The organism is Arthrobacter sp. CJ23, assembly GCF_024741795.1.
In the GTDB taxonomy this organism is placed as follows: Bacteria; Actinomycetota; Actinomycetes; order Actinomycetales; family Micrococcaceae; genus Arthrobacter.
On record NZ_CP102950.1, the window covers coordinates 1,385,293 to 1,410,834 of the forward strand.

Sequence of the window (25,542 nt, forward strand, 5' to 3'; positions counted from 1 at the left end):
TTTCGGTCTGGAGCGGACTTATTCTGAGAATTCACTGTGTGTTTACTCGGGCAGCATTTGACTTGACGAGGCGCACGTTCTGGCCTATCTGGGCGGTGTTCCGGCGGTCCGGCCTGCACCTTTGGAAGCCCCGGACTTCTTCAAAAGTCCAATCGATGGACGTAAAATGTAGTAGCGAATCGGACCTGCAACGAACCGGGCCCCGCCACATTGTGAGCTGGTGCAGTATGTGCGAATTGCCGAAGCGGCGCCTCCGCTCCTCCCTCAATCCAGTGCGCCTCGTGGTGGGTGTCCTGGCGCTCGCTGCCGTAGCCGCCGGCTGGCTCCTTCCCGAGCTCACGTCGGCCATCCCGATTGGTGCCGGGCTTCTGACGCTCGTCGCCGCGGTGCTCCTCCCCGCGGTCCGGGAAATCGAGTTCGGCCTGTCGCCAAGTTTCAAGCTCTCTCCGGCCATCAAAGACCGTGAGGCCGAGCTCCGCAGCGTCTTCGAACGGCAAAAGGGCGATCTGGAGTATTGTGCGCACCTGCTGTGCGATGACCCGGAGACCGCCCGGCAGCTGCTCGAAGCCGCCTGGTCCCAAGCCGCGTCGGCCTGGAAGGGCCCCGTCACTCCGCAGTTGCGCGTCTACACGCTGTGCGTCTTTGTCCACATGCTCCAGAAACACGAGCGCTGGCTGCAGCCACATGGCGCGGAGTCGAAGAAAAAGAAAAGAAGCCCTGCCACCAGCCCGCTCGCGGCGCTGCCGCCCAGCGAGCGGATGGTCACCGTACTGCACGAATTCGCAGGGCTGACCATTGGCGAGATCGCCGGCATGACGGAGCGGACGACGCCGGAAGTGACCAGATCACTGGCCCTCGCCTCGTCTGTGACAGGCCGCTTGCCGCTTGAAGAAGGCCGGCCATGAACCAGGAGCTGCGGCAACGGCTTCTCGCCGACGCAGCCGTCCAGGTGCGCAAACATCCCGCGGACCTTGAGTCCGCCGTCGTCGAGGGTCTTGCCCGCGCGCGACGGCGGTTCCTCATCACCTGTGCCGTCGCCCTCGCAGCCGCGTTGCTTGTGACGGCCGGGTTGGTTGCATTGCGACTGCTCCTTGCACCCCTGGCGCCGGTCACCCTCGCCTCGATCGCCGTCGCAGGGCCCCCGCAGGCCCAGGCGCAGGCCCTGCGGCCGGAGGCGAGCATTGCATTGACCGCAACCGGGACGTACAGCGACGGCTCCAGCCGGCGCCTGGACTCAGGGGTGTCATGGGCCTCAAGCAACCAGGACGTTGCCAAGATCAGCCCGGCCGGCGTGGTCACTGCTGTGGCTCCTGGAGACGCGAGCCTCACGGCCACTCTGGGCGGTGTGTCCGGAAGCCTCGTGCTGGCGGTGCTGGCACCGGACGGCGGGCAGTTGGCCGCCTTGCAGGTCAATCCCGGCGAAGCTTCCATGGACTCCGGAGGGCGACTGCAGCTCCTGGCCGAGGGCACCTTCAGCGACGGTTCACTCGGCACCCTCAACGCCTCGGCCCTGTGGGCCTCCAGCAACCCCGGGATTGCGGCAGTTGACGGCAATGGGCTGGTCACGGCGGCCACGCCGGGCACCGCCACCATCTCCGCCGCCCAGGCCGGCCTGCAGGGAGTCTCGGTGATCACCGTGACCGTTCCGCCTGCGGCCAAGCCCACCGCGCTGTCCATTGACCCCGGAAAGCTCACGCTCAAGGAAAAGCAATCCGCGCAGCTCACGGCGGTGGCTACGTACTCGGACGGTACCAGCGGCACCGTCACGAACGTCACCTGGGGCACGGTCCCGGTGCAGAGCAAAGTGGCCACCGTGGATGCCTCCGGACTGCTCACCGCGCACAGCCTTGGCACCGTGACCATGACGGCCGCTATGGCAGGTGCCGACGGCCAGCAGCTTCGGGCCCAGGCCTCGCTCACGGTGGAGCATTCCGTCAAGAGCATCGTCGTCTCGCCGGCGGGACCGCTCCAGCTCGAGCCCGGAGCCAGCGTCCAATTGACCGCAACCGTCTTCTACAGCGACGGCACAAAGGGGACATCCGTCACCTGGGCGTCCAGCCGGCCGATCTTTGCCTCGGTCAGCCAGTCGGGGGTCGTAAAGGGCTCGTTCCAGGGCTCGACGACGGTCACGGCGTCAGCGGACGGTGTATCCAGCAACCCAGTGGGCGTCGCCGTCGGGAACGTGGCACCGGACCCCGGACCAGTGAAGCAATAGTGGTCCAGGCACGCAGACCTGGCCAGGAGAGCCTAGAGTTTGGCGATGATGTCGGCGAGGAGTTTGGAGATCCGTTTGCCCGCGGCCTGGCCTGCTTCGATGACTTCCTGGTGGCTCAGCGGGACGGGGCTGATGCCGGCGGCGAGGTTGGTCACCAGCGAGATGCCGAAGACCTCCATTCCCGCGTGGCGTGCGGCGATGGATTCCAGGGCCGTGGACATGCCCACCAGCTCCGCGCCGATCCGCTTGGCGTACTGGACCTCGGCGGGCGTTTCGTAGTGCGGGCCGGTGAACTGGGCGTAGACGCCCTCCTCCAGGGACGGGTCCACCTCGCGGGCCAAGGCGCGGATGCGCGGGGAGTACAGGTCCGTGAGGTCCACGAACGTGGCGCCTTCCAGCGGGGACGCGGCCGTGAGGTTGATGTGGTCGCTGATCAGCACCGGGGTGCCTGGCGTCCAGTTCTCGTTGAGCCCGCCGCAGCCGTTGGTGACCACGAAGGTCTTGCAGCCGGCGGCGGCGGCCGTGCGCACGCCGTGGACCACGGCACGGACCCCCTTGCCTTCGTAGTAGTGCGTGCGGGCGCCCAGGACCAGGGCGCGCTTGCCTTCCTTGGTCAGCACCGAACGGATGGTGCCCACATGGCCCTCCACGGCGGGGGCATGGAAGCCCGGAACCTCGGAGGCCGTCAGGGTGGCGGTGGTCTCGCCGATGAGCTCGGCGGCCTCGCCCCAGCCCGAGCCCAGCACCAGTGCGACGTCATGGGAAGCGACGCCGGTCTGCTCGGCAATGTAGGCGGCGGCGGCCTGTGCGGCCTCGAACGGGTCTGTGCTGCTCAGCTCTGCGTTACTCACTGGTACAAGCTACCTTGCTGCCGGGCGGATTGGGTAGTGATCGGGCAGCGGCCGGGATGCCCGCCACAGAGGCCCTGCTCCTGAGGTACAGCTGAGTGGCAGCAATGGGATCGATACGCAAGAATTGACCTTTGTGACCACCCAACTTGACTTCAGCTCCCCTCGAATCGCAATCCTGGGCGGTGGTCCCGGAGGATACGAAGCCGCCATGGTGGCCGCCTCCCTCGGTGCCCGCGTGACCATCATCGAACGCGCAGGCCTCGGCGGCTCCGCCGTTCTCACCGACGTCGTCCCGTCCAAGACCCTGATCGCCACCGCAGACCTCATGACCCGCGTGGGCGAGGCGGACGAGCTGGGAGTCAAGTTCGACGTCGACGGCGGCGTGTTCAAGCCGCGCGCCGATCTGGGCCACATCAACGATCGTGTCCTGGACCTGGCCCGCGAGCAGTCGGACGATATCCGCGTCGGTCTGGAGCACCTGGGCGTCGAGATCATGATCGGCTCCGGCAAGCTGGTGGACAACAACACCATCGAGGTCCTCACCTCCGAGGGGACCAAGACTGTCGAGGCGGACGCCATCCTCCTGGCCGTCGGCGCGCACCCGCGCGAACTGCCCACGGCGAAGCCCGACGGCGATCGCATCCTCAACTGGGCCCAGATCTACAACCTCGAGGAACTGCCCGAGGAACTGATCGTGGTGGGGTCCGGCGTCACCGGCGCCGAGTTCGCCTCCGCCTACAACGGCCTGGGTTCAAAAGTCACCCTGATTTCCAGCCGCGACCAGGTGCTCCCGGGCGAGGACACGGATGCCGCCAAGGTGCTGGAAGGCGTTTTTGCGCGCCGCGGCGTCCGCGTGCTGTCCCGCTCCCGTGCCGAGGCCGTGGAGCGCACCGACGACGGCGTGAAGGTCACCCTGGGCGACGGTTCCGTAGTCACCGGATCGCACTGCCTGGTGTGCGTGGGCTCCATCCCCAACACGGCGGGGCTTGGACTTGAGGAAGCCGGCGTGGCCGTGACCGAATCCGGCCACATCAAGGTGGACGGCGTATCCCGCACCACGGCCTCCAACATCTACGCCGCCGGCGACTGCACCGGCGTCTTCGCCTTGGCTTCCGTGGCGGCCATGCAGGGCCGCATCGCCATCGCGCACTTCCTGGGCGACGCCGTGAAGCCGCTCAAGCTCAACCAGGTGGCATCCAACATCTTCACCTCGCCGGAAATCGCCTCCGTGGGCGTCTCCGAGCACGACCTCGAATCCGGCAAGTACCAGGGCGACGTGGTGATGCTGTCGCTGCTGAGCAACGCCCGCGCCAAGATGCGCAACACCAAGGACGGCTTCGTCAAGATCATCGCGCGCAAGGGTTCCGGCACCGTGATCGGCGGCGTCGTGGTCGGCCCGAACGCCTCGGAACTGATCTTCCCGATCTCCGTGGCGGTCACGCAGAAACTGCACGTGGACGACGTCGCGAGTACCTTCACGGTCTACCCGTCGCTCACGGGATCCATCTCGGAAGCCGCACGCCGCCTGCACGTGCACATGTAACTCCACGGGCACCCAACGCCCGGCTCAGCTGGCGGGTTTGAGGGCGGTCATCCAGACTGCGACGGCTTTGGGGGTGCTGAAGGTCCAGGTGGCGGTGCCGCTGGCGCCGGCGGCCGGCTGTGTCTTGTCGGCCTGCTCGGCGATTTGGCCGGCTGCTGCTTGCCAGCGTTCGGTCCATCCGCCGGGCGGGAAAGCACCGGGCGTCGCGGCGTCAAAGCCGATGCCGCCGATCAGCATCGCGCCGTTGCTGGCTGTGGTGATGCTGGGGGCGGTGATGCTGGTGGCCGAGTAGCTGATGTTGACGGCGGTGGTGACGGTGCTGTCCAGGGGGGTGGTGTTGTTGACGCCCCGGTAGGCGGTGACGCCGGCGCCCCATTTCACGGCCCTGCTCAGGGTCCAGGTGTAGCTTGCCGGGTCGGCCGGGCCTACGACGTGGTAGTAGGCGAACGCGCGTGCGCCGGAGGTTGATGCGCTGTTGATGCCGAGGGCGTTGACGATGGGGGTCCAGCCGCTCGGGATGGTGGCCATCGTGGGATTCAGGTCGGCGGTGATCGCTGCGACCAGCACGTCGCCGGCCGCGGTACCGGCCGGCGCGTTGACGGACGGCGTGGTGGTGGCCGCCGTCGAATGCGTGGTGGTTGAGCCGACGGCGGCTATTCCGGTTGGCGGGGCTTGGCTGACAGTGATCGTGGTGCTGGCCGTGGTGGAGCCGCCGCCGTTGGTGGCGGTCAGTTGGGCGGTGTAGCTGCCGGGTGCTGTGTAGCTGTGGCTCGGGTTTTGTTCCGTGGAGGTGCCGCCGTCCCCGAAGGTCCAGGACCAGGAGCTCGCGCCGGTGGACGTGTCGGTGAAGCTCACCGGCAGCGGGGCCGCGCCTGTGGTGGGGGTGGCGGTGAACGCCGCGACCGCCGGGGGCGGATCGACGGTGATCGTCGAGGCTACGCTGGGCACCCCGTTGCCGTCCACTGCAAAGAGCAGGTAAGTGCCCGGTACCAGCACGCCGTGGTCCGCCGGTAGCGTCAGAGTCGCAGTGTTGCCCGACACCGATGTCGCGGTCAGCGGGATCCGCCGCTGATCGGTGTTGACCGTGTGGGTTACTGTACTCATCCGCATCAGGGAGAAGTCGGTGACCGGCGCACCGGTGGTTACCGCAATCGTGCTGCCGGCCGCTGCGGTGGTCGGTGCGGTCACAATCTCGGGCCTGGTTCGCGGGCTGCCGTCTGCGTTCAGCAGGTAGGGCGGCGTGAAAATCTCTCCGTCGAGATGGTTGGTCGTGCAGTCGCCCGGGCACAGCCCGCCACCGCCGACGAATACCCTGGCATCCGGGAGCAGCACGGCGACGCTGTGGTACGTCCGGGGAATTGCCATCGGGGCCAGCAGGGTCCACTGTCCGGTGGCCGGGTTCCAGAGTTCCGGAGCCATCCTGGCATTGTTGTCGGTGAACGGTGCAGGGATGGCCTGGCCGCCGACCACCAGCACCTGGCCATCGGGTAGCGCGACCCCGTTCGCGAACGACCGGCTGACGGCCATGTCTGAGGTCCGGGCCACGGTGGCTCCGTCATTGATGTCGATCGTGTACGCGCCTGCCGTGGCGGGGCCGCTCGAGTAGGCGGCCGCCCCGCCCATGGTGAGGATCTTTCCGATGTCGTACATCACGGCGTCGCCGTTCATCGCGTCCGGGCTATCGGACCGCAGACCGGCCGAGGTGATGCTGCCATTGCCTGTGGTGGAGATCCAGTTCATCTGGCGGCTCGGCCCGGCGTGGAACACCCGGCCGTTGGGTGCGGCAAACAACCAGGCATGATTGTCGGCACGGTATTCGCCTTGGGGATCATTGGTCAGGATGCTGTCGACCAGCACATCCGGCAGCGTTCGCCAGCCGCCGGCGGCGGACCACACCTCGCCATGCTTGTCGCCGACACCGCCCGACCATGACCCGCCGATGGTGAACACCTCACCGGTGGACGTGGTCACGTTGGACTGGTAGCCCCTGGCGATCTGCATGTCCGGCCCCGAGGTCCAGATGTTCGTCCCAGGGTTGTACAGGGTGGTTTTCGCGCTGTTGGCGCCGCCCGTGATCATGATCTGCCCGTCCGATAGCAGCGAGGTCCCGGGGCAGAACATGTCGTGACCCGTGTTGAACACCTGGGCCTGGCTCACCGAGCCGGTGGTGAGGTCCAGGATGGACGTCTGGGTGACGCCCTTGCTGCCACCAAACGTGGTGGGGGAGTAGGCGGCCCAGGTCAGTAGCCGGTTGCCAGGCAGCAGCGCCGCCGCCACCGGGACAAGCGGGAAGTTGATCGTGGGACCCCAGGATCCCAGCGACCCACTCGCCACTTGCCGGGGCGTTGACCAGCTCGCCAGCTGCGCCTCCGCCAGGGTGCCTCCGCCTGTGCCGAGCAGATTGATTTCCGCGGCGCTGCTCCAGGGTCCGCGGTTGCCGGCTTCGGTGAGGGTTTGCAGCCGCACATAGCGCGCTGATACTTCCGTGAACGTCACATTTTTCTCGGCACTGTTGTCCGCCCAGGTGCCGCGGGCCACCGGTGCGCTCCACGTAGTGCCGTCGGTGCTCACCATGATCTCGAAGCTTCCGACGCGCCCGTTCGGGACGTCGGAACGGGGTAGGTAGCGGAACCCCGAGATGCTTCGCGTCATCTTGGTGTCGATCGTGATGGTGTGCGGCAATGGGACGGCAGGCGCGGTCGCCGCGCTGTGCCAGAACGTAGCGTCGTTCCCGTCGAGTACGTTGGCGGCCTGGCCATTCCTGCCGGAGATCTCTTCGTCGCTGGCCGAAGCCGTCCATCCTGTCCGGAGCAACGGAGGTGGAGCAGCCTCCGCTGCGGCGGCCGGAAGCTCCTGGATGTGAACATGTGATCCCAGGACATGTGATCCGCTCGCGCTCGGGGAGTGGCGCGGTGCCACCGCCACGTACACGAATAATGCGAGCAGCAGGGAAGCCGTCAGCGCTGAAGTGACCAGCCCCGCCAGCGCCCGCTTGCTGCGGCGCCACGTCCGGACGCCCGGCACCCTCTCCGCACGAAGGGGGAGTGCGGCTGCCGTCACCGGCCTGTTTGTGGACAGCTCATCGAAGCTGATCATCCTGGAGACAGTGGACCGAAAACGGCTCGCAACAGACATAGTCGCTTCTCCTCAAGCGGCCGGCAACACCGGACCGCACAGGCCTGTCTTCCCAGCGCAGACTTGATGGATCGAAGCTTACAGACCCCACAGGACACCGGCCAGAGCAATCAGTACCTGTTTTCGCTCCGCAGGCTACTCGCTGGACAGTGCTTGGTACTTGTCTTCCTCCACGAGCTTCCCGTCGATCAACGTCCCGTGTTCAACAGGCCCAATCACCGGCAGTCTCAGGCGGCCGCGGCCGCTTGGAAATGTTTTTCGATGATCCCCTTGATGTCCTCGTGGCAGCCACCGCAGCCGGTGCCGGCGCGTGTGGCCTTGGAGACGTCCGGGACGGAGCTGCAGCCGTCCAGGACGGCCTCCTCGATCCTGGCCCCGCTGACGCCGGCGCAGCGGCACACCGTGCGCTCGGGGTCGTTGTTGTTGCCGCCTCCGGCGTCCAGCTGGTCGGGACCGTCGAGCCGGAGCAGCAGCGAGCGGTCCGCGGGCAGTTCGGCGGCGCGTTCGAACAGCACCACCAGTTCGGCGGCCGTACGGGGCATGCCCACCGAGACCAGCCCTTCGAGGACGCCGCCGCGCGTGGTCATCTTGACGTAGCGTCCGTGCTCGGGATCGGCCCACTGGGAGATCTGGCGGCGCGGCCGTCCGTTGGCCGAGCCGGCCTCCAGCAGTTCTTCGTCCCATGGATCGGCCAGGTTGTCGCCGGCCACGGCGAGGTTGATGCCGCGGGCCTTCAAGACCACGACACCGGGCTGTTCCTTGGGCAGTGGGGCCAGGGCATCCGCCGCTTCCTGCCCGTCACTGGCCAGCAGGACCAGGTATTCGGCGAGCCATTCGGCCTGCCGCCAGCCCGGTCCCACCAGTCCTGAGGGGCCGGTGGCCCCGCGGCAATCAAGGCACGTGGCGTCGGGGCAGCGCACCTCGGCGCAGTCGCCGATCGCGAACATGTGCGGCTCGTGGTACGTCCGCAGATGGTGGTCCACCAGGATCCCGGAGCCTGTGGGCAGCCCGCAGCCTTCGGCCAGCTCGATCCGGGGGCGCACGCCGCAGGAGAGGACCAGCAGATCGCCGTCGATCGCTGAACCGTCCTCGAGGAGCAGTGCTGAAAAGCTGCCGCCGGGGCCCGCCGTCTCCACGCCTGTGGACCGGGCGTTGCCGGCCATGCGGACGCCGCCGGCACGCAGGCTGGCGGTGAGGACCGAGCCGCCGCCGCGGTCGATGTTGCGGCCGAGCGGGAAGGGGCCGTTGTGGACCACGGTGGTCTGGGCGCCTTCCTCGGCGGCCGCCAGCGCGGTTTCCAGCCCCAGGACACCGCCGCCCAGGATCACCACGCGCTTGCGTCCGGCCACGGCCTCGCGGAGCACGGCGGCATCGCGGAGGTCCCGGAGCGCGGTCACGCCCGCAGGAAGGACCGGGCCGGAGGGATCCGGGTTGAGGCCCGTGAGGTTGGGGATGACCGGCCGGGAGCCAGTGGCGAAGACGAGTCGGTCGTAGCCGGGCGTGGTGCCGTCGGAGAGGACAAGCTGTTGCCGGGCGCGGTCGATGCGCCGGACCGTGACGCCCAGGCGGACCTCGACGCCGTCGGACGCCAGATCGGCGGCGTCGGCCATGGCGAGGGCCTCCGGCGTGGTCCGCCCGACGCCGAGCTCGGCCACCATGACGCGGTTGTAGGCGGCCTCGGCCTCCTGCCCGACCACGAGCAGCTGCGCCAGCCCGCTGCGCACGGCGGGGAGCAGCTCCTCCACCAGCCGGGCCGCGACGGGACCGAATCCGACAACGACAATACGCTCGCTCATGATGCCTCCTTGACGTGCAGCGGCAGCCCCGCGCCGGCCGGTACAGAAGCCGGCAGTGCTGCCTGCCGGACCCAGACCCGGCTGGTTTTGAACTCCGGCATGCCGGAAATGGGATCGGTGGCCGCCTCGGTGAGGCGGTTGGCGTTTTCCTGGCCCGGGAAGTGGAAGGGCAGGAAGACGGTGTCCGTGCGGACCGCGTTGCTCAGCTCTGCCCGGCAGGTGACCTCGCCGCGCTCGTTACTGACGGCCACGAACTCGCCGTCGGCGATGTTCCGGGCGGCGGCGGTGGCGGGGTGGATCAGGAGCCTGGCCTCGGGCTGGCTGGCGGCAAGTTCGGCCACGCGGCGGGTCTGGGAGCCGGACTGGTAGTGCTCCAGGAGCCGGCCCGTGGCCAGGGCCAACGATTCCGGCTCGGATGCGTCGGCGAAGTGCCGGCGGGCACGCTTGGACGGGGTCACGGGCACCAGCACGGCCCGGCCATCGGCGTGGGCGAAACCGTCCGCGAAGAGGCGGGGCGTGCCCTGGCTGCCGGCGGGGTAGGGCCAGTAGGCGGCCTCGCCGCGGTCCAGCATGGCATAGTCGATGCCCGAGTAGTCTGCCAGGCCGCCGGCGGAGGCCAGCCGCAGTTCCTCGAAGACCGTTTCGGGGTCGTCGCTGAAGGTGGACGGCGCGTCCAGGAGTTCAGCGAGGCGGGCCATGAGCCAGAGTTCGCTGCGGACCCCGGGCGGCGGCGTCAGGGCCTTCCGACGGCGGAGCACGCGGCCTTCGAGGTTGGTCAGCGTGCCTTCCTCCTCGGCCCACTGCGTCACAGGCAGGACCAGATCGGCCTCGACGGCGGTCTCGGACATGAAGAAGTCGCACACCACCAGGAAGTCGAGGCTGCGGAGCCCATCGATGACGGCGTTGGTGTCGGGCGCGGAGACCGCCACATTGGCGCCGTGCACGAAAAGGCAGCGGACGCCGTCGGGCTGTCCCAGGGACTGGAGCAGCTGCACGGCCGGCAGTCCCGGGCCGGGGATGAGGGACTCGTCGACGCCCCACACTTTGGCCATGTGGGCGCGGGCGGCGGGGTCGGTGATCTTGCGGTAGCCGGGGAGCTGGTCGGCCTTCTGGCCGTGCTCGCGGCCGCCCTGGCCGTTGCCCTGGCCGGTGAGGGTGCCGTAGCCGCTGCGGGCCGAGCCGGGCAGGCCAAGCAGCAGGCTGAGGTTGATGGCGGCGGTGGCGGTGTCCGTACCGTCCACGTGTTGCTCCACGCCGCGGCCGCTGAGGATGTAGCTGCCGCCGGTGCGGGCGCCGTGGGCGAGCCGGCGGGCGGTTTCGCGGATCAGGGTGGCGGGGACGCCGGTGATTGACTGGACGCGCTCGGGCCAGAAGGCGTTGAGGCTGCGGACCAGGGCGTCGTAGCCGGAGGTGCGGGCCTTAAGGAATTCGGTGTCGGCGAGGCCCTCGTGGACTACCACGTGGGAGATGCCGAGCAGCAGGGCGAGGTCGGTGCCGGGGGTGGGCTGCAGGTGGAAGCCGCCGCCGTCGGCCGTGAACGCGGCCGTCGCGGAACGGCGGGGGTCCACCACAATCAGCCCGCCGGCGTCGCGGGCGCCCTGCAGGTGCTGGACGAACGGGGGCATGGTTTCGGCAACGTTGGAGCCGAGCATGAGGATGACCGACGCGGAGTCGAGATCCGTCACGGGGAAGGGCAGCCCGCGGTCCACGCCGAACGCGCGGTTTCCGGCGGCTGCCGCGGAGGACATGCAGAAACGGCCGTTATAGTCGATGCGTGAGGTCCGCAGCGCCAGGCGGGCGAACTTGCCCAGCAGGTAGGCCTTCTCGTTGGTGAGGCCGCCGCCGCCGAAGACCCCGACGGCGTCCGGGCCGTACTGCTTCTGCGTGTCCTTCACGGCCGCGGTGATAAGCAATAGGGCCTGGTCCCAGCTGATGGGCTGGTGGACGCCGTCGGAACCCTTGAGCATCGGCTCGGTGACCCGGCCGTTGTGGCGCAACAACGACGCCGACGTCCAGCCCTTGCGGCACAGCCCGCCCCTGTTGGTGGGGAACTCGCGCCCCGAAACTTCCAGGGGCGCTGCGGCTGCAGCAAGGCTTGCCGGTGCTGCGGTGGGCGCGGGCGCCGACCCCGGCTGGGCGGCCGGGGTCAGCGTCATGGCGCATTGGAGCGCGCAGTACGGGCAGTGGGTATCGGCGCCGTTGGGCATCTAGATGTGTCCGATCGTGTTGCGCTTCTGGGCGGGGCGGATGTAGCAGGCCCAGCAGACGATGAGCATCAGGACGTAGGTTCCGACGAATCCGTAGAACGCCGGGGTGTACGAACCGGTGCTCGAGTTGGAGGCGTTGAGCACCTGGGGGATGACGAATCCGCCGTAGGCGCCGATCGCGGAGATCAGGCCGAGGGAGGAGGAAGCCAGCCGTCCGGTGACGGCGCTGTCGGCTCCGGAGCGGGCAGCGCGGCTGGAGGTCGCGAAGATCACCGGGATCATGCGGTAAGTGGCGCCGTTTCCGAATCCGCTGGCCACGAAGAGGAAGAGGAACAGGACCAGGAAGAGCCAGAAGTTCTTCAACGGCAGGGTCGCGATCATGGTCAGCGTGATAACGGCCATGGAGGCGAACGAGACGATGGTCATGCGGGCGCCGCCCATGCGGTCCGCCATGCGTCCGCCGTAGGGACGGGCCAGCGAGCCGACCAGAGGGCCCAGGAAGGCGAGCGACAGGGCTACCGCGCCGACGTGGATGGAGGAGAAGTCCGGGAAGTAGTCCTTGATGAGCTTGGGGAAGACACCGGCGAAACCGATGAAGGAGCCGAACGTTCCGATGTAGAGGAACGCCATGATCCATAGGTGCGGTTCCTTGAGGGCCGCCACGGATCCGGCCACGTCACCCTTGGCGCTGGTGAGGTTGTTCATGTACTTCCAGGCGCCGAAGGAGGCCACGAGGATCAACGGGATCCAGATGAGGCCGGCCATGGGCAGGTTGACGGTGCCGGCAGCCAGGAGCGTCACGGCGATCGGAACAACAAGCTGTGCGACGGCGGCACCGAGGTTGCCGCCGGCAGCGTTCAGGCCCAGCGCCCAGCCCTTTTCGCGGGCCGGGTAGAAGAAGGTGATGTTGGCCATGGAGCTGGCAAAGTTGCCGCCACCGAAGCCGGCCAGGCCCGCCACGAGCAGCATGACGCCGAACGGAGTGCCGGGGTTGGACACACACATCGCGAGGCCCACGGACGGAATCAGCAGGAGCAAGGCGGAGACGATGGTCCAGTTGCGGCCACCGAACTTCGGGATCATGAACGTGTAGGGGATGCGGAGCGTTGCGCCGACCAGGCTGGGAATGGAGATGAGCCAGAAGATCTGGTTGGTGTCGAACTTGAAGCCGGCAGCGGGGAGCTGGACGACCACGATCGACCAGAGCTGCCATACGACGAAGCCGAGGAATTCGGCGAAGATCGACCAGTACAGATTGCGCTTGGCGATGGACCGGCCTTCGGCTTCCCACTGGCCCTTGTCTTCGGCATCCCAGTTGGCAATCCAGCGGCCAGGGCGGTGTTCAAGGACGGGGGTGGCGGTGGCAGTGGACTGGAGGGGGGCCAGTTCATCTGCAGTGCGGTCAACAGTCACGGAGTGCCTCCTTGGTGGGGACGTTGTCCTTCTAAGGTAGGTACGGCGCATTTCACGGACCGGCGCCGTTTGTAAACGTGCTGTGACATTTGCCTATCTGGGGCATCACGAACGCGTGAGGCGAAGGTGAGGACTTTCCCCATGACCAGAGGATGAGATTCCACGGGGCGTCCGCATGGTGGACTTAGTTGTCCGGTCAATGGACTGTGGGAACTATTATTGAACTCTCGAATAATCCTTCGCCGGACAGGCTCCACGGGGCAGCGGCCGGTGCGAACGAAAGCAACCATTACATGTCTTCCATAGCGACATCCAAGGAAAGCGGGACCGCCAAACCGGCGAACTCGCGGGGACGGGTGATCTTCGCCAGCCTGATCGGCACGACGATCGAGTTCTACGACTTCTATGCGTATGCCACCGCGTCGGTCCTGGTCTTCCCGAAACTCTTCTTCCCCAACGCCACCGACATCAACGCGCTGCTGAGCGCATTTGCGATCTTCGGCGTCGCCTTCGTCGCCCGCCCCGTGGGCGCGATCGTGTTCGGCCACTTTGGTGACAAGTTCGGCCGGAAGGGCACCCTGGTGGCCTCGCTGCTGACCATGGGCATCGCCACGTTCCTCATCGGACTCCTGCCGACGGCGTCGATGCCGGGCTGGGCAGTCCTGGCCCCGCTCCTGCTCGTCGTCCTGCGCTTCTGCCAGGGCCTGGCCCTCGGCGGCGAATGGTCCGGCGCTGCCCTGCTGGCCACGGAGAACGCTCCGGAGGGCAAGCGGGCCATTTTCGGCACGTTCCCGCAGCTGGGTGCGCCGATCGGCTTCATCGTCGCCAACCTGATCTTCATCTGGATGAATGTGGCCTTGACCCCGCAGCAGTTCCTGGACTGGGGCTGGCGCGTTCCGTTCATCCTCAGCGCCGTCCTGGTGCTGGTGGGCCTGTACGTCCGCCTGAAGCTTGTGGAGAGCGCCTCGTTCACCAAGGTCGTCGAACAGGACAAGGTCCAGAAGCTGCCGCTGGCGGCCACCATGAAGAGCCACTGGCGGCCCGTCGTCGCCGGCACGTTCATCATGTTCGCCACGTACGTGCTGTTCTACATCATGACGTCCTTCACCCTGAGCTACGGGACGGCCCCGGCCTCCGTCGAAACCGCCAAGGCCGCGGCCGAGAAGGCCGGCAAGCCCATGCCGGCCGAACAGATCGCGGCCTTCGTCCCGGGCCTGGGCATCAGCCGCGGCGACTTCCTTTGGATGCTGATCATCGGCGTCGTCTTCTTCGGCATCTTCACGCTGGTCTCCGGGCCCCTGGCCGAGAAGTGGGGCCGCCGCAAGTTCCTGCTGGGCGTCACAGCCGGCATCTTCGTCTTCGGCGGAGTGTGGTTCACCATGTTCGGTCCCGGCCAGGCTGCCGCCATGGTGGGCCTGATCATTGGCTTCACACTCATGGGCCTGACCTTCGGCCCGATGGCTTCCATCCTGCCTGAACTCTTCCCTGCCAACGTCCGCTACACGGGCTCCGCGGTGGCCTACAACCTGTCCTCGGTGATCGGCGCGGCCCCGGCCTCCTTCGTCGCCATCGCCCTGTGGCAGGCCGGCTCGGGCAGCACCTGGCTGATCGGCCTCTACATGGCCCTCGCCGCCGTGGCAACGTTCGTGGCTCTCTGGATGACCCGCGAAACCAAGGACATGGACTACGAGAACAACGTGGCCTGATTCCTTCCTGAACACCAGAATGCCCGGCGAGTCATGGACTTGCCGGGCATTCTGCTGTTCAGGCCCTTTTGGTCATGAGGTAGGCCGCCCATCCCTTGGGCCAGCCCGTGAGCCCGGTTTCGCCCGCAATCCGCTGCACGTCGAAAGCCCCCGAAAAAGTGGCTTCGACGTAGCCGGGTGCAAGCGTGAGGTTTCCGAAGGGAATCAGCCGTGCCGCCAGCCTTTCCCACAAGCTGGTCTCCCACTCGAAGTTCCACATGAGGAACTTCGCACCAGGCCTGGCCAGGGGAACCACCTGGGTGCAGTAGGCGGCGCGCTGCGCGGCTGTCAGGTCATCAAAGGTACCGTAGTCCACCAGGACGTCGAACTGGCCGTCCACGTGCTGAAGACGGCTCAGGTCATCCACCAAGAACGTGACGTCCGCCCCGGCCACGGATGCCTTGGCCTCCGCCTTCCGGATGGCGGCAGGCGCGAAGTCCACAGCCGTGACCTCGAAGCCGTGGAGGGCCAGAAAAATGGCGTTGTCGCCCTCGCCGCAGCCCAGGTCCAAGGCGCGCCCAGGCAGCAGGCTGCCCTGCTCCACCAGCCGGACGAGTTCCCTGCGCGCGCCGCCCACCCATGGCGGTGTGCCAAATCTGTACCAAAGGTTGTACATGAGCTTCATGCCTTCAGTGTGGCGTGCTGCGGCCTCGCCGGCCACCGCCTTCCGGGCCGTGCCTTCCGGGCCGTGCCTGGGGAACGCGAAAGGTCCCGCCTGGACGGCCGTGGTGGCCGATCCGGGCGGGACCTTTCCTCGCTGAGTGGTCAGTCCTCGATCGTGGCGATGACCGCGCCTGCTGCCACCGTCTCGCCGGCCTTCGCGGTGAGGCCGTGGACCGTGCCGGCCCGGTGGGCCGTCAGGGGCTGTTCCATCTTCATGGCTTCGAGGACCACGATCAGGTCACCTTCGGCCACAACATCGCCGTCGGACGCCGCGACCTTGACAATGGTGCCCTGCATGGGCGAGGTGAGGGCGTTTCCGCCGGCAGCCGCCGCGGTGGCGCCGGCCGAACGGGAGCGCTTCTTGGACTTGCCGCTCTTGGCCGTGCCGCCGCCCGCAACCGCAGCCACGGAGCCGAGCGTCGCGGGAAGGACAACCTCAAGGCGCTTGCCGCCGACCTCGACCACAATGCGCTGGCGCTCACCGGCGTCGTGCGTTTCAGTGTTGGCGCCGTCCGCGGACCAGGCCGGAATGTTGTTCACGAACTCGGTTTCGATCCAGCGGGTGTGCACGCTGAACGGACCCTCGGCAGGGGCGAACGCGGGGTCGGTGACGATCGCGAGATCGAAGGGGATGACAGTGGGGATGCCTTCCACCACCATCTCCTCGAGGGCGCGGCGTGAACGCTGCAGTGCCTGGGCCCGGGTGGAACCGGTGACAATCAGCTTGGACAGCATCGAGTCGAAGTTGCCGCTGATGACATCGCCCTGCTCAATGCCCGAGTCGACGCGGACGCCGGGACCCGTGGGGTTCTTCAGGGTGCTGACGGTGCCCGGTGCCGGCATGAAGTTGCGGCCCGGGTCTTCGCCGGTGATGCGGAATTCGAAGGAGTGGCCGCGGACTTCGGGGTCGTCGTAGCCGAGCGCTTCGCCGCGGGCGATGCGGAACTGCTCGCGGACGAGGTCGATGCCCGTGACTTCCTCGGAAACGCAGTGCTCCACCTGGAGGCGGGTATTGACCTCGAGGAAGGAGATGGTGCCGTCCTGGCCCACCAGGAACTCGCAGGTGCCGGCGCCCAGGTAGTTGGCTTCCTTCAGGATCGCCTTGGACGATTCGTAGAGGCGCTTGTTCTGTTCTTCGCTTAGGTAAGGAGCCGGGGCTTCTTCGACCAGCTTCTGGTTGCGGCGCTGCAGCGAGCAGTCGCGGGTGGAGACCACCACCACGTTGCCGTAGGCATCGGCGAGGCACTGGGTCTCGACGTGGCGGGGCGCATCCAGGAAGCGCTCGATGAAGCACTCGCCGCGGCCGAAGGCGGCGATGGCCTCGCGGACGGCCGATTCGAAGAGTTCGGGGATTTCCTCCAGCGTGCGGGCCACCTTGATGCCGCGTCCGCCGCCGCCGTAGGCAGCCTTGATGGCCACGGGGAGGCCGAATTCCTGGGCGAAGGCCAGGATCTCGTCGGCGGATTCCACGGGGTCGGCGGTGCCGGGGACCAGCGGGGCGCCGACCTTTTCGGCGATGTGGCGGGCCTGGACCTTGTCGCCCAGCGCGGAGATCGCGGCGGGGGACGGGCCGATCCAGGTGATGCCGGCGTTGATCACCTTGGCGGCGAACTCGGCGTTCTCGGCCAGGAAGCCGTAGCCGGGGTGGATGGCGTCGGCGCCGGACTGCTTGGCCACCTCGATCAGCTTGTCCATGACCAGGTAGGATTCCGCAGCGGTGTTGCCGCCCAGGGCGTAGGCCTCGTCCGCCAGGCGGACGTGCAGGGCATCGCGGTCGGGGTCGGCGTAGACGGCTACGGAGGCGATGCCTTCGTCCCGGGCTGCACGGATGATGCGGACCGCGATTTCGCCGCGGTTGGCAATCAAGACCTTGGTGAGAGGGCTGGAAATGGGCTGCGCCGGGTTAGCTGACAAGTTGACTCCTTCTGTCCTCCAAGGAGACTAGCGCGGTTTTGAGGGTTCCGCCCATATTGATGGGGGATTCCGTGTGTGAAGGGGCGATGCTTTGTAGGGTTGCTACAAAGAGGGGTGTGCGGGCCGCAGAAGCAAGGAAAGAAATACCTCCCCTGCCTTCTCCACCTCGAAACCCTTCCGTTGGTAGAGGGCCAGAGCTGCGGGATTCCCGCGTGCAACCGTCAGGCGGACGTCCAGCCAAGCAGTGCCCGCAGCCTCGCAGAGATTGTCGAGGAGCCGCCCGCCCAGGCCGGCGCCGCGGAATTCCGGCAACAAGGCGAAATCCACCAGCCGTACCTCGCGCGTGCTCCAGGCAGTCCACATCCTGCCGGCCGGAACGCCGTCGAACTCCACAATGGCGTTTCCGTATCCGCCCCACAGGCCCGACCATTGCTGGTCCTGCGTTCGCTGCTGCATCTGCTGCAGCGCCGGAGGGAGGAACTCGCGCCCCGGCGCCGCGGAAATGAAGAGGCGGAGCAGGAAGGCGGCATCGCTTCCCTCGGGCGAACGGAAGCGAAGCTTGCCCAGCGCCGGGGCGGCACCGCCTAGTTCCGCGATGGGAAGATGCCTTCCAGAGCAATCACGTAGTTGAGCACCAGGGAAGGTTGGATGTTCTCGAACGGTAGCCCTGAACCGGCAGCCTGCGTCGGCGCCAGGCTCACGCCCGAGTCCGGGGGGCCGTATGAGCCGCCCGGAGCAGGTGCCATTCCCGCTGCGGGACGGTCCGTTGTTTCAGCCGTGGAAGCGAATGCTCCGCCATGGGTGTGCGGCGGCAGGTTTGAGGCCAACAGCTGAGTGGTTTCCTGTCCCAAGGTCTCGCCTTGCACATAACTGGACAGCCCGGGACCCTGACCGGAATGCAACGCCGCACGGCCCCGCAAGTCGGGGAGGGCAAAAGTGGATTGCCCGTTCCCGCCGTACATAGTACCGAGCAGGGAAAAGAGCGCCGTGTTCTGTGAGATCGACAGGAGTTGGCCATTGCAGTACGCCCAGCCGCGCGGCTCGAAGTTGAATCCAACAAGCCGGATTTCTCCGATGAACGGTTCACTCATGGGTCTGGTCCTTTGCTACTGGGGGCGTGAGATTGGCGCCCCGCCTGTCGATGACAGCGGTGGCTTTCGCGCCGCTGTGGGTGATGAAGAGTTGCACGGCACCGCTGCGAGGGTGGCTGATCTCCAGGGACTCAGTGGGAAGCTGGCCTCGAACCAGTCCAAAAGCCAGCCTGTACCGCTCGGCTGAATCCTCGAGCTCGCCAAGTCGTGCGTCCTGCCGAAGATCCGTCACATTCTCCAGCACGACGACGGCGGGACCGGCCTGCAGCTCTTGGCCCACCAGCGGCGTCCAGTTGGACATCGCGAAGACGTCCGGTTCGGAAGCCTGGGTCACCAGCGGATACGCGGCAGCGAAGACCACCGCGGCCGTGCCGCCCGTCAGCAGCGTCCTGCGGCTGAGTTTGTAGTTGCCCTTCATCGATCAGCCTGCGTTGAAGCCGAGTGAGAAACGAAGGTTCTTGACCGCAGCGCCGTTGGCGTGCGTCACCTTGATGCTCACACTTTGCCCCGCAGCAACTGCAGCAGTCGCTGCGGCATTGCTGCACGTCGTGGCCGCTGCTGCAACCGAACACGTCAGTGCTGTGTCGGTTCCCGCCACGACTACCGTGACGGTTACCGCCGGGCCGGTGCTGACGTTCGACGTCAGGCCCTTGAGCGTCCCGGACCTGGGCATGGTGATGGCGGCATCCGCTTCAGCCGGTGCGACTCCCGAGCTCCCCGAGAGCGGAAGGTAGCCGATGGTGTCGACAGGATCGATGAACCGCACCGATCCGGTGAAGACCGGCGGCGGCCCGTCAGCGCCCGGGGCGCCCTGGGCACCGGTTGCACCGGTTGACCCGGCGGCACCTTGGGCCCCGGTTGCGCCCGTGGCGCCTTGGGCACCGGCAGGTCCTTCGGGCCCAATCGGGCCCGCCGGACCAATCAACGATTGTCCGGTACCAGGCCAGGCCCCCGCCGACTTGGGGCCATAGATCCTGTAGTCAGAAAGGTTGAGATAGAAGTCGCCGTCCTTGCCAACGGAGGATATCGGCGCGCCCGCTCCACTGAGAATGCTGTTTCCGTCGGTTCCCGGCAGCCCATTGCTGCCCGTCGCGCCGGTGTCGCCCTTGGCGCCGGTGTCGCCCTTGGCTCCGGTGGCGCCCGTGTCGCCGGTGGCGCCCGTTGCGCCCGTCGCGCCGGTGTCGCCCTTGGCTCCGGTGGCGCCTGTTGCGCCGGTGGCGCCGGTTGCACCCGTTGCGCCGGTGTCGCCCTTGGCTCCCGTGGCGCCTGTTGCGCCTGTCGCACCCGTGTCGCCTGTGGCGCCGGTTGCCCCCGTGGCGCCGGTCGCCCCCGTGGCGCCTGTTGCTCCAGTAGCGCCGGCCGCGCCAGCCGCTCCTTGGTTCCCGTCAGTCCCGGCGGCACCGTCCGAGCCCGTGGCGCCGGTGTCGCCGTCGGCGCCGTTTTCACCCGGGTCGCCCTTTGGGCCTGCCGGACCTGCCGGACCTTGGGCTCCGGCAGCGCCGGAAGGACCCGCCCCGCCGGCCGCCGAGACATTGGCATCCTTGCCCCATGAGACCGCAATGGTGCCGTTGTCGCAGTTCTTCTTGTCAGTTCCCAACGAAACTGAACTAATGGTTCCCTGCTGGGTGTTGAGGCAGGCACTGAACGTACCGGAGTCAGCGCTGCCGTTGGAAGTGGTGCATCCTGTAGCGACAATGAGCAGCACCAATGCTGCGCTGGAAAGCCGGACCTTCCGGGACAGCGCAGAGCGCCTTTCCCGGGACTTGGATGCCAAAAAAGCAGGACTCACCCTGGACCCCCTAGAGACCATATTTGTAGTGAGGAATTCTGCCCCCAATACCGGCAGGTGACTGGCTGCCATGCTGCAATTCCTCCAAGTCCAGTCCAGGATGAACGTTAGCCGCGAGGCGCCGGAGGAACAAGGTTAAACGATAGTTTGCCCCGGCGTTACCCGGCGGCCGCTGCGGAACCGTTTGCGGCCCACAGCTCCGTGATGCTGACGTTCGCATGGCTGAGCAGTTCGCGGAGGGTGGAGATGGAGAGCCCGACGACGGCGTGCGGGTCGCCGTCCACCTTGCGGATGAAGGCCCCGCCCAGGCCGTCGATCGTGAACGAGCCGGCGCAGTGCAGCGGTTCGCCCGTGGCGATGTAGGCATCGATGTCGCCTTCGCTCATCTCGGCGAAATGGACGTCTGCGCTGGAGACCGCCCCCAGTGTGGCGCCGGTTCCCTCGGCCGTTTCTTCGGCGTCGTCCGTCTCGTCAAAGTCGGCTTCCGTGTCGCGGCAGTCCACAAGCCAGTGACCCGTGTGGAGGGTGCCCTTGGAGCCGCTCATGCGCAGCATCCGTTCCCGGGCCACCTCAGCCGTGTAGGGCTTGCCGTGGGATTCGCCGTCGAACTCGAAGACGGAATCGCAACCGATCACCAGGGCGCCCTCGGCCTCCGGCAGGGCGGCGACCGCCTCCGCCTTGGCCCGGGCCAGCAGCAGCGCGGTGTCGTGCGGGTCAGTAACGCCGTACCGCGCCTGGACTGCGTCCTCGTCCACATCGGACACCAGGACTTCGTGGTGGATGCCTGCCTCCGTGAGGAGCTTGGTGCGGGCGGGGGACTGGGAGGCCAGGATCAATCGGGTCACCGCTCAAGAATAGTATGCGCGCTGCCTGGGCTCCGGATTCCCTTCCGGCGGGAGCTCGAGCCGGAACCCGCAGCGGCAACGGAGGACCTTCGAGGGGCCGAGGTTTCCCGGTGGGTCCTGGAGCCGGGTGGCGGCATAGACTGCCGGCAGTTCGGGGGCCGACATTTTCATCGGCTCCCCGCAATGGAAGTAGTCCCCGTCGAAGTGGAGGACTCCGGAAACGATGCCCCGGTGGTCCATGATCGCTGCGGCCAGGTCGACCGCGACAGGGTGGGCGTAGAAGGAGTCGCACTCCAAGCACGTGTAGGACAGGTCCACCGCCTCGTGGCTCAATGGCCTGACCGGCGCGATGCCGTCCACCATGAGATGGGCGTCGCTTCGGCAGCCGGAGCACCAAGGCCGGCCCCGCGAACGATCGGCGTTGTCAGCGGCAGGGGTTGCGGAGATAGTCGTCATTCGCCATATTCCTCTTCATCGAGTGAATTGCGCGTTCAATGGCGCGGTGAGTGCCGAACTGTCGCTCAGGAGTACCAGTGCCACCCGGGCGGTGCCCAGCCGGTGGGGACCCGGTGACTGCCGGTTTCCCCGCACCTGACGCAGGTGTAGCTGGCTGACGGCGGCAGGAGCCCGCTTCCGTCCGTGGCGTAGACCTCCGGAATGTAGTCAAGGAAACTCAGTGAGGTGCCGGGGCCGCAGCGCCCGCAGGCCGGCGCCTTGGGCTGTCCCTCGGGCATGCGGTCATGGTCGGAAGGCCGGCGTCCGGCGTCTGCAAGAGTCATCTGTGTCCCTCGTATCCTCATCGCTCCCAGGCCACGCAACCGGCTCTGCCAGATCCCTGAGCCCCCGGATCTGAACGGATCCGGCGCCCTGCGACGAAGCAGCAGGCTCGCTGCGCTCCGACGGACAGGGCGGTTGGCGTGTGGTGGATCTCACCTTATGTCACGATTTGGTAAAGCGACACGCCCGAAGGAAAAGAGATAGTTAGCTATCAATTGCCTCGGGTGCTGTTCCCGCCCTGGGACACTAGCTCCTTCTCGGGGGTCTTGGTTCCCGTCCGGCTCAGGCTCGCACCCTCCACATCGACGTCGGGCAGGGTCCGGTCCAGCCAGCGCGGCAGCCACCAGGCCTTCTCGCCCAGCAGGTACATCACAGCCGGGACGATGGTCATGCGCACTACGAAGGCATCCACCAGCACGCCGAACGCCATGGCGAAGCCGAGCGGGCGGACCATGGTCAGGTGGCTGAAGATGAAGCCCGCGAACACGCTGACCATGATGATCGCGGCGGCCGTCACCACGGCGGCAGCGTGGCTGAAGCCGCTCCGGACGGCGTGCTTGGCGCTTTCACCGTGCATGAACGATTCGCGCATGCCGGAGGTGATGAAGACCTGGTAGTCCATGGCCAGGCCGAACAGGACGCCGATCAGGATGATCGGCAGGAAGCTCAGCACGGCGCCCGGGTTGGCGACGTCGAACACGGCGCCCAGCCAGCCCCACTGATACACGGCCACCACGGCACCGAACGCCGCGGCGAGCGAGAGCAAGAAGCCGCCCGTGGCGAGCAGCGGCACCACGATGGAGCGGAACACCAGCAGGAGCAGGATCAGTGACAGCCCGACGACGATCGCCAGGTAAGGGGGCAGCGCGGCGCCCAGCTTGGCTGAGACGTCGATGTTGCCGGCGGTCTGGCCCGTGAGCCCGATCGTGGCGCCCGTGGTGCCACGGATCTCCGCTCCCTTGGCGCGGAGCTCGGAGACAACCTGGACGGTGCTGGCGCTGGCGGGGCCTTCCTTGGGGATGACCTGGAACACGGCCGTGCGGCGGTCATCGCTGAGGGCGAGTGGAATGGCGGCAATGACGTTGTCCACGCTGCGGAGCTCGTCCGCGACGTCGAACTGCTTGTTCCTGGCCTCGTCTTCACTGAGGCCGGCGGGGAACTCGCCCACCACTACGATGGGGCCTGTCATGCCCTCGCCGAAGCTCCGGCGGGTGAGGTCGTAGGCCTTGAAGGCCTGCGAATCGACCGGTTCGGAGCCGCCGTCGGGCAGGGCGAGCCGCAGCTGCGCCGCCGGAAGCGCCAGGACGCCCAGCAAAACGACGCCGGCCAGCAGTGCGGTCCACGGGTGGCGAGTCACCAGCCCGCCCCAGCCACCGCTGCTGCGCTTCTCGTCGCGTTCCAGGTCCGCGGCCGCATGGCCGGGTTCGGCGTTGTGGCGTTCAGCCTTGGCCCAGGCCCGCTTGGAGATCAGCCTGCGGCCGATAAGTGAGAGGACGGCGGGGGTCAAGGTCAAGGACACGACGACGGCGACTGCCACCGTTGCGGCGGCGGACAGGCCCATGACGGCCAGGAACGGGAGTCCGGGCACCACGAGCGCGGCGAGCGCGATGACCACGGTGAGGCCGGCGAAGAGCACGGCGTTGCCTGAGGTGCCGGTGGCGAGGGCCGCCGATTCCTCGGGGTCCATGCCGGCGAGCAGCTGCCCTCGGTGGCGGTTGACGATGAAGAGTGAGTAGTCGATCCCGACGGCCAGGCCCAGCATGAGGGCCAGCATGGGCGAGATGGAGCTCATGTCCACCACGCCCGTCAGGGCGAAGGTCCCGCCGACGCCCACGGCGACGCCGATGAGGGCCATTAGCAGCGGCAGTCCGGCGGCAATGAGTGTTCCCAGCATGACGATAAGGGCCAGGGCCGCGACGGCGATGCCGACGATTTCCGAGACGCCGAACAACTGCGAGACGTCCTCGGTGATTTCCTTGCTGGCCAGCGCCGTGACGCCTTCGGAGGAGACGCCGTGCACGATGTCCTGGACCTGCTGGCGCACGGCCGGGGTCAGGCCGTTGATGGAGGTCTTGAACTGGACCTGGGCGATGGCGGCCTTGCCGTCGGCGGAGACGAAGCGCATGCCTTCGGATGCGGTGAGCTGCCGCTTGCCGAGCGCCAGGGCGGCGGCGCCGTCCGCCGCTTCCTTGGCTCCGGCGTCGAGCTTTGCCTGGCCTTCCGCGAGCTGCGCGCGCTGGGGCGCCAGCTGCGCCTGGATGGCCTCTGCCGGCAGTCCGGCCGCAGCCATCTGCTGCTCCGCGGCCGCCAGCTGGGCCTGGCCGCCGGCAAGCTGCGTGCGCGCGGCCTCCAGTTCGGCCTGGCCTGCTGCGAGCTTGGCCTCTGCTGCGGAGATTTCCGCCGGGGCCGCGTCCAGCTGTGCCTGCGTTTCAAAGGGGTCTACCGTGCCCTGGACGTCGGGCAGCGTTCGGAGTTCCTTCAGGGCGGCCCCGACGGCGGCCTTTCCTGCCGGAGTAAAGCCTGCCTCGCCGGCCTCGAAGACGATGCCGGCGGAGCCGCCTGACGACTCCGGCAGCTCCTTTTTGAGCTTGTCCAGCATCTGCTGGGTCTCGGTGCCGGGGATCTGGAAGTTGTTGGACATGGTGCCGTGGAAGGCCGCGGCCGCGCCGCCAACGCCCAGGAGGACAGCAAGCCACAGGGAGATCACCAGCCAGCGGTGCCGGTAGGAGAATGTGCCGAGCCGGTACAGGAGAAGTGCCATGTCAGAACCGTTCTGTGGTGGAGGACGTGGAAGGTCGGGCGGCGGGCGCGTCCTGCGCCGCGAAGCCTGAGCCGAGCAGGCCCATGGCGTCAATGAGGTATTGGCGGAGCCGTGTCAAGGAAGCGGCGGAGAGGTCGGAACCGCTTTCCTCGAACCAGACGGTCATGGCCGCCTTGCCGCAGGAGATCACGGAACCGGCCAGCGCCCGGAGGTAGAGCTCGTTGGCATGGGGGCCGAACCGCTCACGCGCGGCGTCGATGATCTGGCTGGTGCAGTGGTCCCAGGCCTCCAGCTCGGAGCGGGCCAGGGAGGCGTTTTCCTGCGTGAGACTGAAGAACTCGGCCATGGGGGCGATGGTCGCGGGATCGGCCAGGGCCATGAGTGCGGCCTGTGCCGACTCCAGGACGGGCTCGCTGGCGGGTCGCAGCCGGAACTGTTCGAGGGCGCGGTCCAGGAAGCCATCGGCGACGGAGGCCATGGCGGCTTCGAAGCTCGAGTAGTAGTTGAAGAAGGTGCGGCGGGAAATGCCGGCGGCGGCCGCGATGTCCTCCACCGTGAACTGGCCAACGCCCTTTTCGCGGAGCAGGCCCAGCGCGGCCATGGAGATGGCGCGCCGCGTGGCCGCTTTGTTGAGTTCGCGGCGTGACGGGGCAGCGGGGTCGCTGCCGTCAAGGACGTCGAGGCTGCTTGGAGGATTCACATACTTACACTAAGTGCAATTTTGCACTCTGCGCAAGTTGATCTCCTCTGCTTCCGTTCCGGCTACTTACGGAAGCGGTTCTTTAAGGTGACTAAGG

At 67.4% G+C, this 25,542-nt stretch carries 20 protein-coding genes; 4 read left to right on the forward strand and 16 right to left on the reverse strand.

What is annotated here, in order from left to right; translation table 11 throughout:
* The first annotated feature begins 236 nt into the window (after positions 1–236).
* Together NVV90_RS06180 and NVV90_RS06185 are read left to right on the forward strand one after the other, a co-directional pair.
* Positions 237–905, forward strand: a complete 669-nt coding sequence (locus NVV90_RS06180) for a hypothetical protein (RefSeq protein WP_258440314.1) — start codon at positions 237–239, stop codon at positions 903–905.
* A complete protein-coding gene (locus NVV90_RS06185; protein WP_258440315.1) occupies positions 902–2,215 on the forward strand; it encodes an Ig-like domain-containing protein in 1,314 nt (437 codons plus the stop codon). The genes NVV90_RS06180 and NVV90_RS06185 overlap by 4 nt, the downstream gene beginning before the upstream one ends.
* A gap of 32 nt (positions 2,216–2,247) precedes the next feature.
* Here NVV90_RS06185 and NVV90_RS06190 read toward each other — a convergent pair whose 3' ends face one another.
* The gene (locus NVV90_RS06190; RefSeq protein WP_258440316.1) at positions 2,248–3,066 is read right to left on the reverse strand and encodes a purine-nucleoside phosphorylase; all 819 of its coding nucleotides are present in this window, start codon (positions 3,064–3,066) and stop codon (positions 2,248–2,250) included.
* A gap of 133 nt (positions 3,067–3,199) precedes the next feature.
* Between NVV90_RS06190 and NVV90_RS06195 the strand changes: the two genes are divergently transcribed.
* Positions 3,200–4,609: an NAD(P)H-quinone dehydrogenase gene (locus NVV90_RS06195; RefSeq protein ID WP_258440317.1), complete on the forward strand. Its 1,410-nt coding sequence runs from the start codon at positions 3,200–3,202 to the stop codon at positions 4,607–4,609.
* A gap of 24 nt (positions 4,610–4,633) precedes the next feature.
* On the opposite strand, the gene NVV90_RS06200 is transcribed toward NVV90_RS06195, so the two are convergent.
* The 4 genes from NVV90_RS06200 to NVV90_RS06215 form a co-directional block, all read right to left on the reverse strand.
* On the reverse strand, positions 4,634–7,744 hold the full coding sequence (locus tag NVV90_RS06200) for a discoidin domain-containing protein (protein ID WP_258440318.1): 3,111 nt from the start codon (positions 7,742–7,744) through the stop codon (positions 4,634–4,636).
* Positions 7,745–7,971: 227 nt separating this feature from the next.
* Positions 7,972–9,540 (reverse strand): FAD-dependent oxidoreductase, encoded by a 1,569-nt coding sequence (locus tag NVV90_RS06205; protein WP_258440319.1) that lies wholly within the window; start codon positions 9,538–9,540, stop codon positions 7,972–7,974.
* On the reverse strand, positions 9,537–11,747 hold the full coding sequence (locus tag NVV90_RS06210) for a molybdopterin oxidoreductase family protein (RefSeq protein WP_258440320.1): 2,211 nt from the start codon (positions 11,745–11,747) through the stop codon (positions 9,537–9,539). The genes NVV90_RS06205 and NVV90_RS06210 overlap by 4 nt, the downstream gene beginning before the upstream one ends.
* Positions 11,748–13,160, reverse strand: coding sequence for an MFS transporter (locus NVV90_RS06215; protein WP_258440321.1), 1,413 nt, complete (start codon positions 13,158–13,160; stop codon positions 11,748–11,750).
* Between the two features lie 293 nt (positions 13,161–13,453).
* Between NVV90_RS06215 and NVV90_RS06220 the strand changes: the two genes are divergently transcribed.
* Complete coding sequence (locus tag NVV90_RS06220) at positions 13,454–14,866, forward strand: MFS transporter (RefSeq protein ID WP_258440322.1); 1,413 nt, start codon at positions 13,454–13,456, stop codon at positions 14,864–14,866.
* Between the two features lie 58 nt (positions 14,867–14,924).
* Here NVV90_RS06220 and NVV90_RS06225 read toward each other — a convergent pair whose 3' ends face one another.
* The 11 genes from NVV90_RS06225 to NVV90_RS06275 form a co-directional block, all read right to left on the reverse strand.
* On the reverse strand, positions 14,925–15,530 hold the full coding sequence (locus NVV90_RS06225) for a bifunctional 2-polyprenyl-6-hydroxyphenol methylase/3-demethylubiquinol 3-O-methyltransferase UbiG (RefSeq protein WP_258440323.1): 606 nt from the start codon (positions 15,528–15,530) through the stop codon (positions 14,925–14,927).
* A gap of 140 nt (positions 15,531–15,670) precedes the next feature.
* On the reverse strand, positions 15,671–17,482 hold the full coding sequence (locus NVV90_RS06230) for a biotin carboxylase N-terminal domain-containing protein (RefSeq protein ID WP_258440324.1): 1,812 nt from the start codon (positions 17,480–17,482) through the stop codon (positions 15,671–15,673).
* Positions 17,483–17,584: 102 nt separating this feature from the next.
* Complete coding sequence (locus NVV90_RS06235; RefSeq protein WP_258440325.1) at positions 17,585–17,938, reverse strand: N-acetyltransferase; 354 nt, start codon at positions 17,936–17,938, stop codon at positions 17,585–17,587.
* A gap of 128 nt (positions 17,939–18,066) precedes the next feature.
* Positions 18,067–18,573: a phage tail protein gene (locus NVV90_RS06240; protein WP_258440326.1), complete on the reverse strand. Its 507-nt coding sequence runs from the start codon at positions 18,571–18,573 to the stop codon at positions 18,067–18,069.
* Positions 18,566–18,991, reverse strand: a complete 426-nt coding sequence (locus NVV90_RS06245; protein WP_258440327.1) for a hypothetical protein — start codon at positions 18,989–18,991, stop codon at positions 18,566–18,568. Before NVV90_RS06245 ends, NVV90_RS06240 begins: the two co-directional genes overlap by 8 nt.
* A gap of 3 nt (positions 18,992–18,994) precedes the next feature.
* The gene (locus NVV90_RS20960; RefSeq protein WP_309304098.1) at positions 18,995–20,170 is read right to left on the reverse strand and encodes a hypothetical protein; all 1,176 of its coding nucleotides are present in this window, start codon (positions 20,168–20,170) and stop codon (positions 18,995–18,997) included.
* A 350-nt stretch (positions 20,171–20,520) separates the two neighbouring features.
* A complete protein-coding gene (locus NVV90_RS06255; RefSeq protein ID WP_258440328.1) occupies positions 20,521–21,207 on the reverse strand; it encodes a nucleoside triphosphate pyrophosphatase in 687 nt (228 codons plus the stop codon).
* Positions 21,208–21,210: 3 nt separating this feature from the next.
* A complete protein-coding gene (locus NVV90_RS06260; protein WP_258440329.1) occupies positions 21,211–21,663 on the reverse strand; it encodes a hypothetical protein in 453 nt (150 codons plus the stop codon).
* A gap of 65 nt (positions 21,664–21,728) precedes the next feature.
* Positions 21,729–21,986 (reverse strand): hypothetical protein, encoded by a 258-nt coding sequence (locus NVV90_RS06265; RefSeq protein ID WP_258440330.1) that lies wholly within the window; start codon positions 21,984–21,986, stop codon positions 21,729–21,731.
* A gap of 209 nt (positions 21,987–22,195) precedes the next feature.
* On the reverse strand, positions 22,196–24,745 hold the full coding sequence (locus tag NVV90_RS06270; RefSeq protein ID WP_258440331.1) for an MMPL family transporter: 2,550 nt from the start codon (positions 24,743–24,745) through the stop codon (positions 22,196–22,198).
* Position 24,746: 1 nt separating this feature from the next.
* Positions 24,747–25,445 (reverse strand): TetR/AcrR family transcriptional regulator, encoded by a 699-nt coding sequence (locus NVV90_RS06275; RefSeq protein WP_396125352.1) that lies wholly within the window; start codon positions 25,443–25,445, stop codon positions 24,747–24,749.
* Between the last annotated feature and the right edge of the window lie 97 nt (positions 25,446–25,542).

Excerpts from the sequence above, each read along its gene's own strand:
- NVV90_RS06185 (WP_258440315.1), top strand. The coding sequence starts at position 902 with ATGAACCAGGAGCTGCGGCAACGGCTTCTCGCCGACGCAGCCGTCCAG.
- NVV90_RS06200 (WP_258440318.1), bottom strand. The coding sequence starts at position 7,744 with ATGTCTGTTGCGAGCCGTTTTCGGTCCACTGTCTCCAGGATGATCAGC.
- NVV90_RS06205 (WP_258440319.1), bottom strand. The coding sequence starts at position 9,540 with ATGAGCGAGCGTATTGTCGTTGTCGGATTCGGTCCCGTCGCGGCCCGG.
- NVV90_RS06210 (WP_258440320.1), bottom strand. The coding sequence starts at position 11,747 with ATGCCCAACGGCGCCGATACCCACTGCCCGTACTGCGCGCTCCAATGC.
- NVV90_RS06220 (WP_258440322.1), top strand. The coding sequence starts at position 13,454 with ATGTCTTCCATAGCGACATCCAAGGAAAGCGGGACCGCCAAACCGGCG.
- NVV90_RS06225 (WP_258440323.1), bottom strand. The coding sequence starts at position 15,530 with ATGAAGCTCATGTACAACCTTTGGTACAGATTTGGCACACCGCCATGG.
- NVV90_RS06235 (WP_258440325.1), bottom strand. The coding sequence starts at position 17,938 with ATGCAGCAGCGAACGCAGGACCAGCAATGGTCGGGCCTGTGGGGCGGA.
- NVV90_RS06240 (WP_258440326.1), bottom strand. The coding sequence starts at position 18,573 with ATGAGTGAACCGTTCATCGGAGAAATCCGGCTTGTTGGATTCAACTTC.
- NVV90_RS06245 (WP_258440327.1), bottom strand. The coding sequence starts at position 18,991 with ATGAAGGGCAACTACAAACTCAGCCGCAGGACGCTGCTGACGGGCGGC.
- NVV90_RS06260 (WP_258440329.1), bottom strand. The coding sequence starts at position 21,663 with ATGACGACTATCTCCGCAACCCCTGCCGCTGACAACGCCGATCGTTCG.
- NVV90_RS06265 (WP_258440330.1), bottom strand. The coding sequence starts at position 21,986 with ATGACTCTTGCAGACGCCGGACGCCGGCCTTCCGACCATGACCGCATG.
- NVV90_RS06270 (WP_258440331.1), bottom strand. The coding sequence starts at position 24,745 with ATGGCACTTCTCCTGTACCGGCTCGGCACATTCTCCTACCGGCACCGC.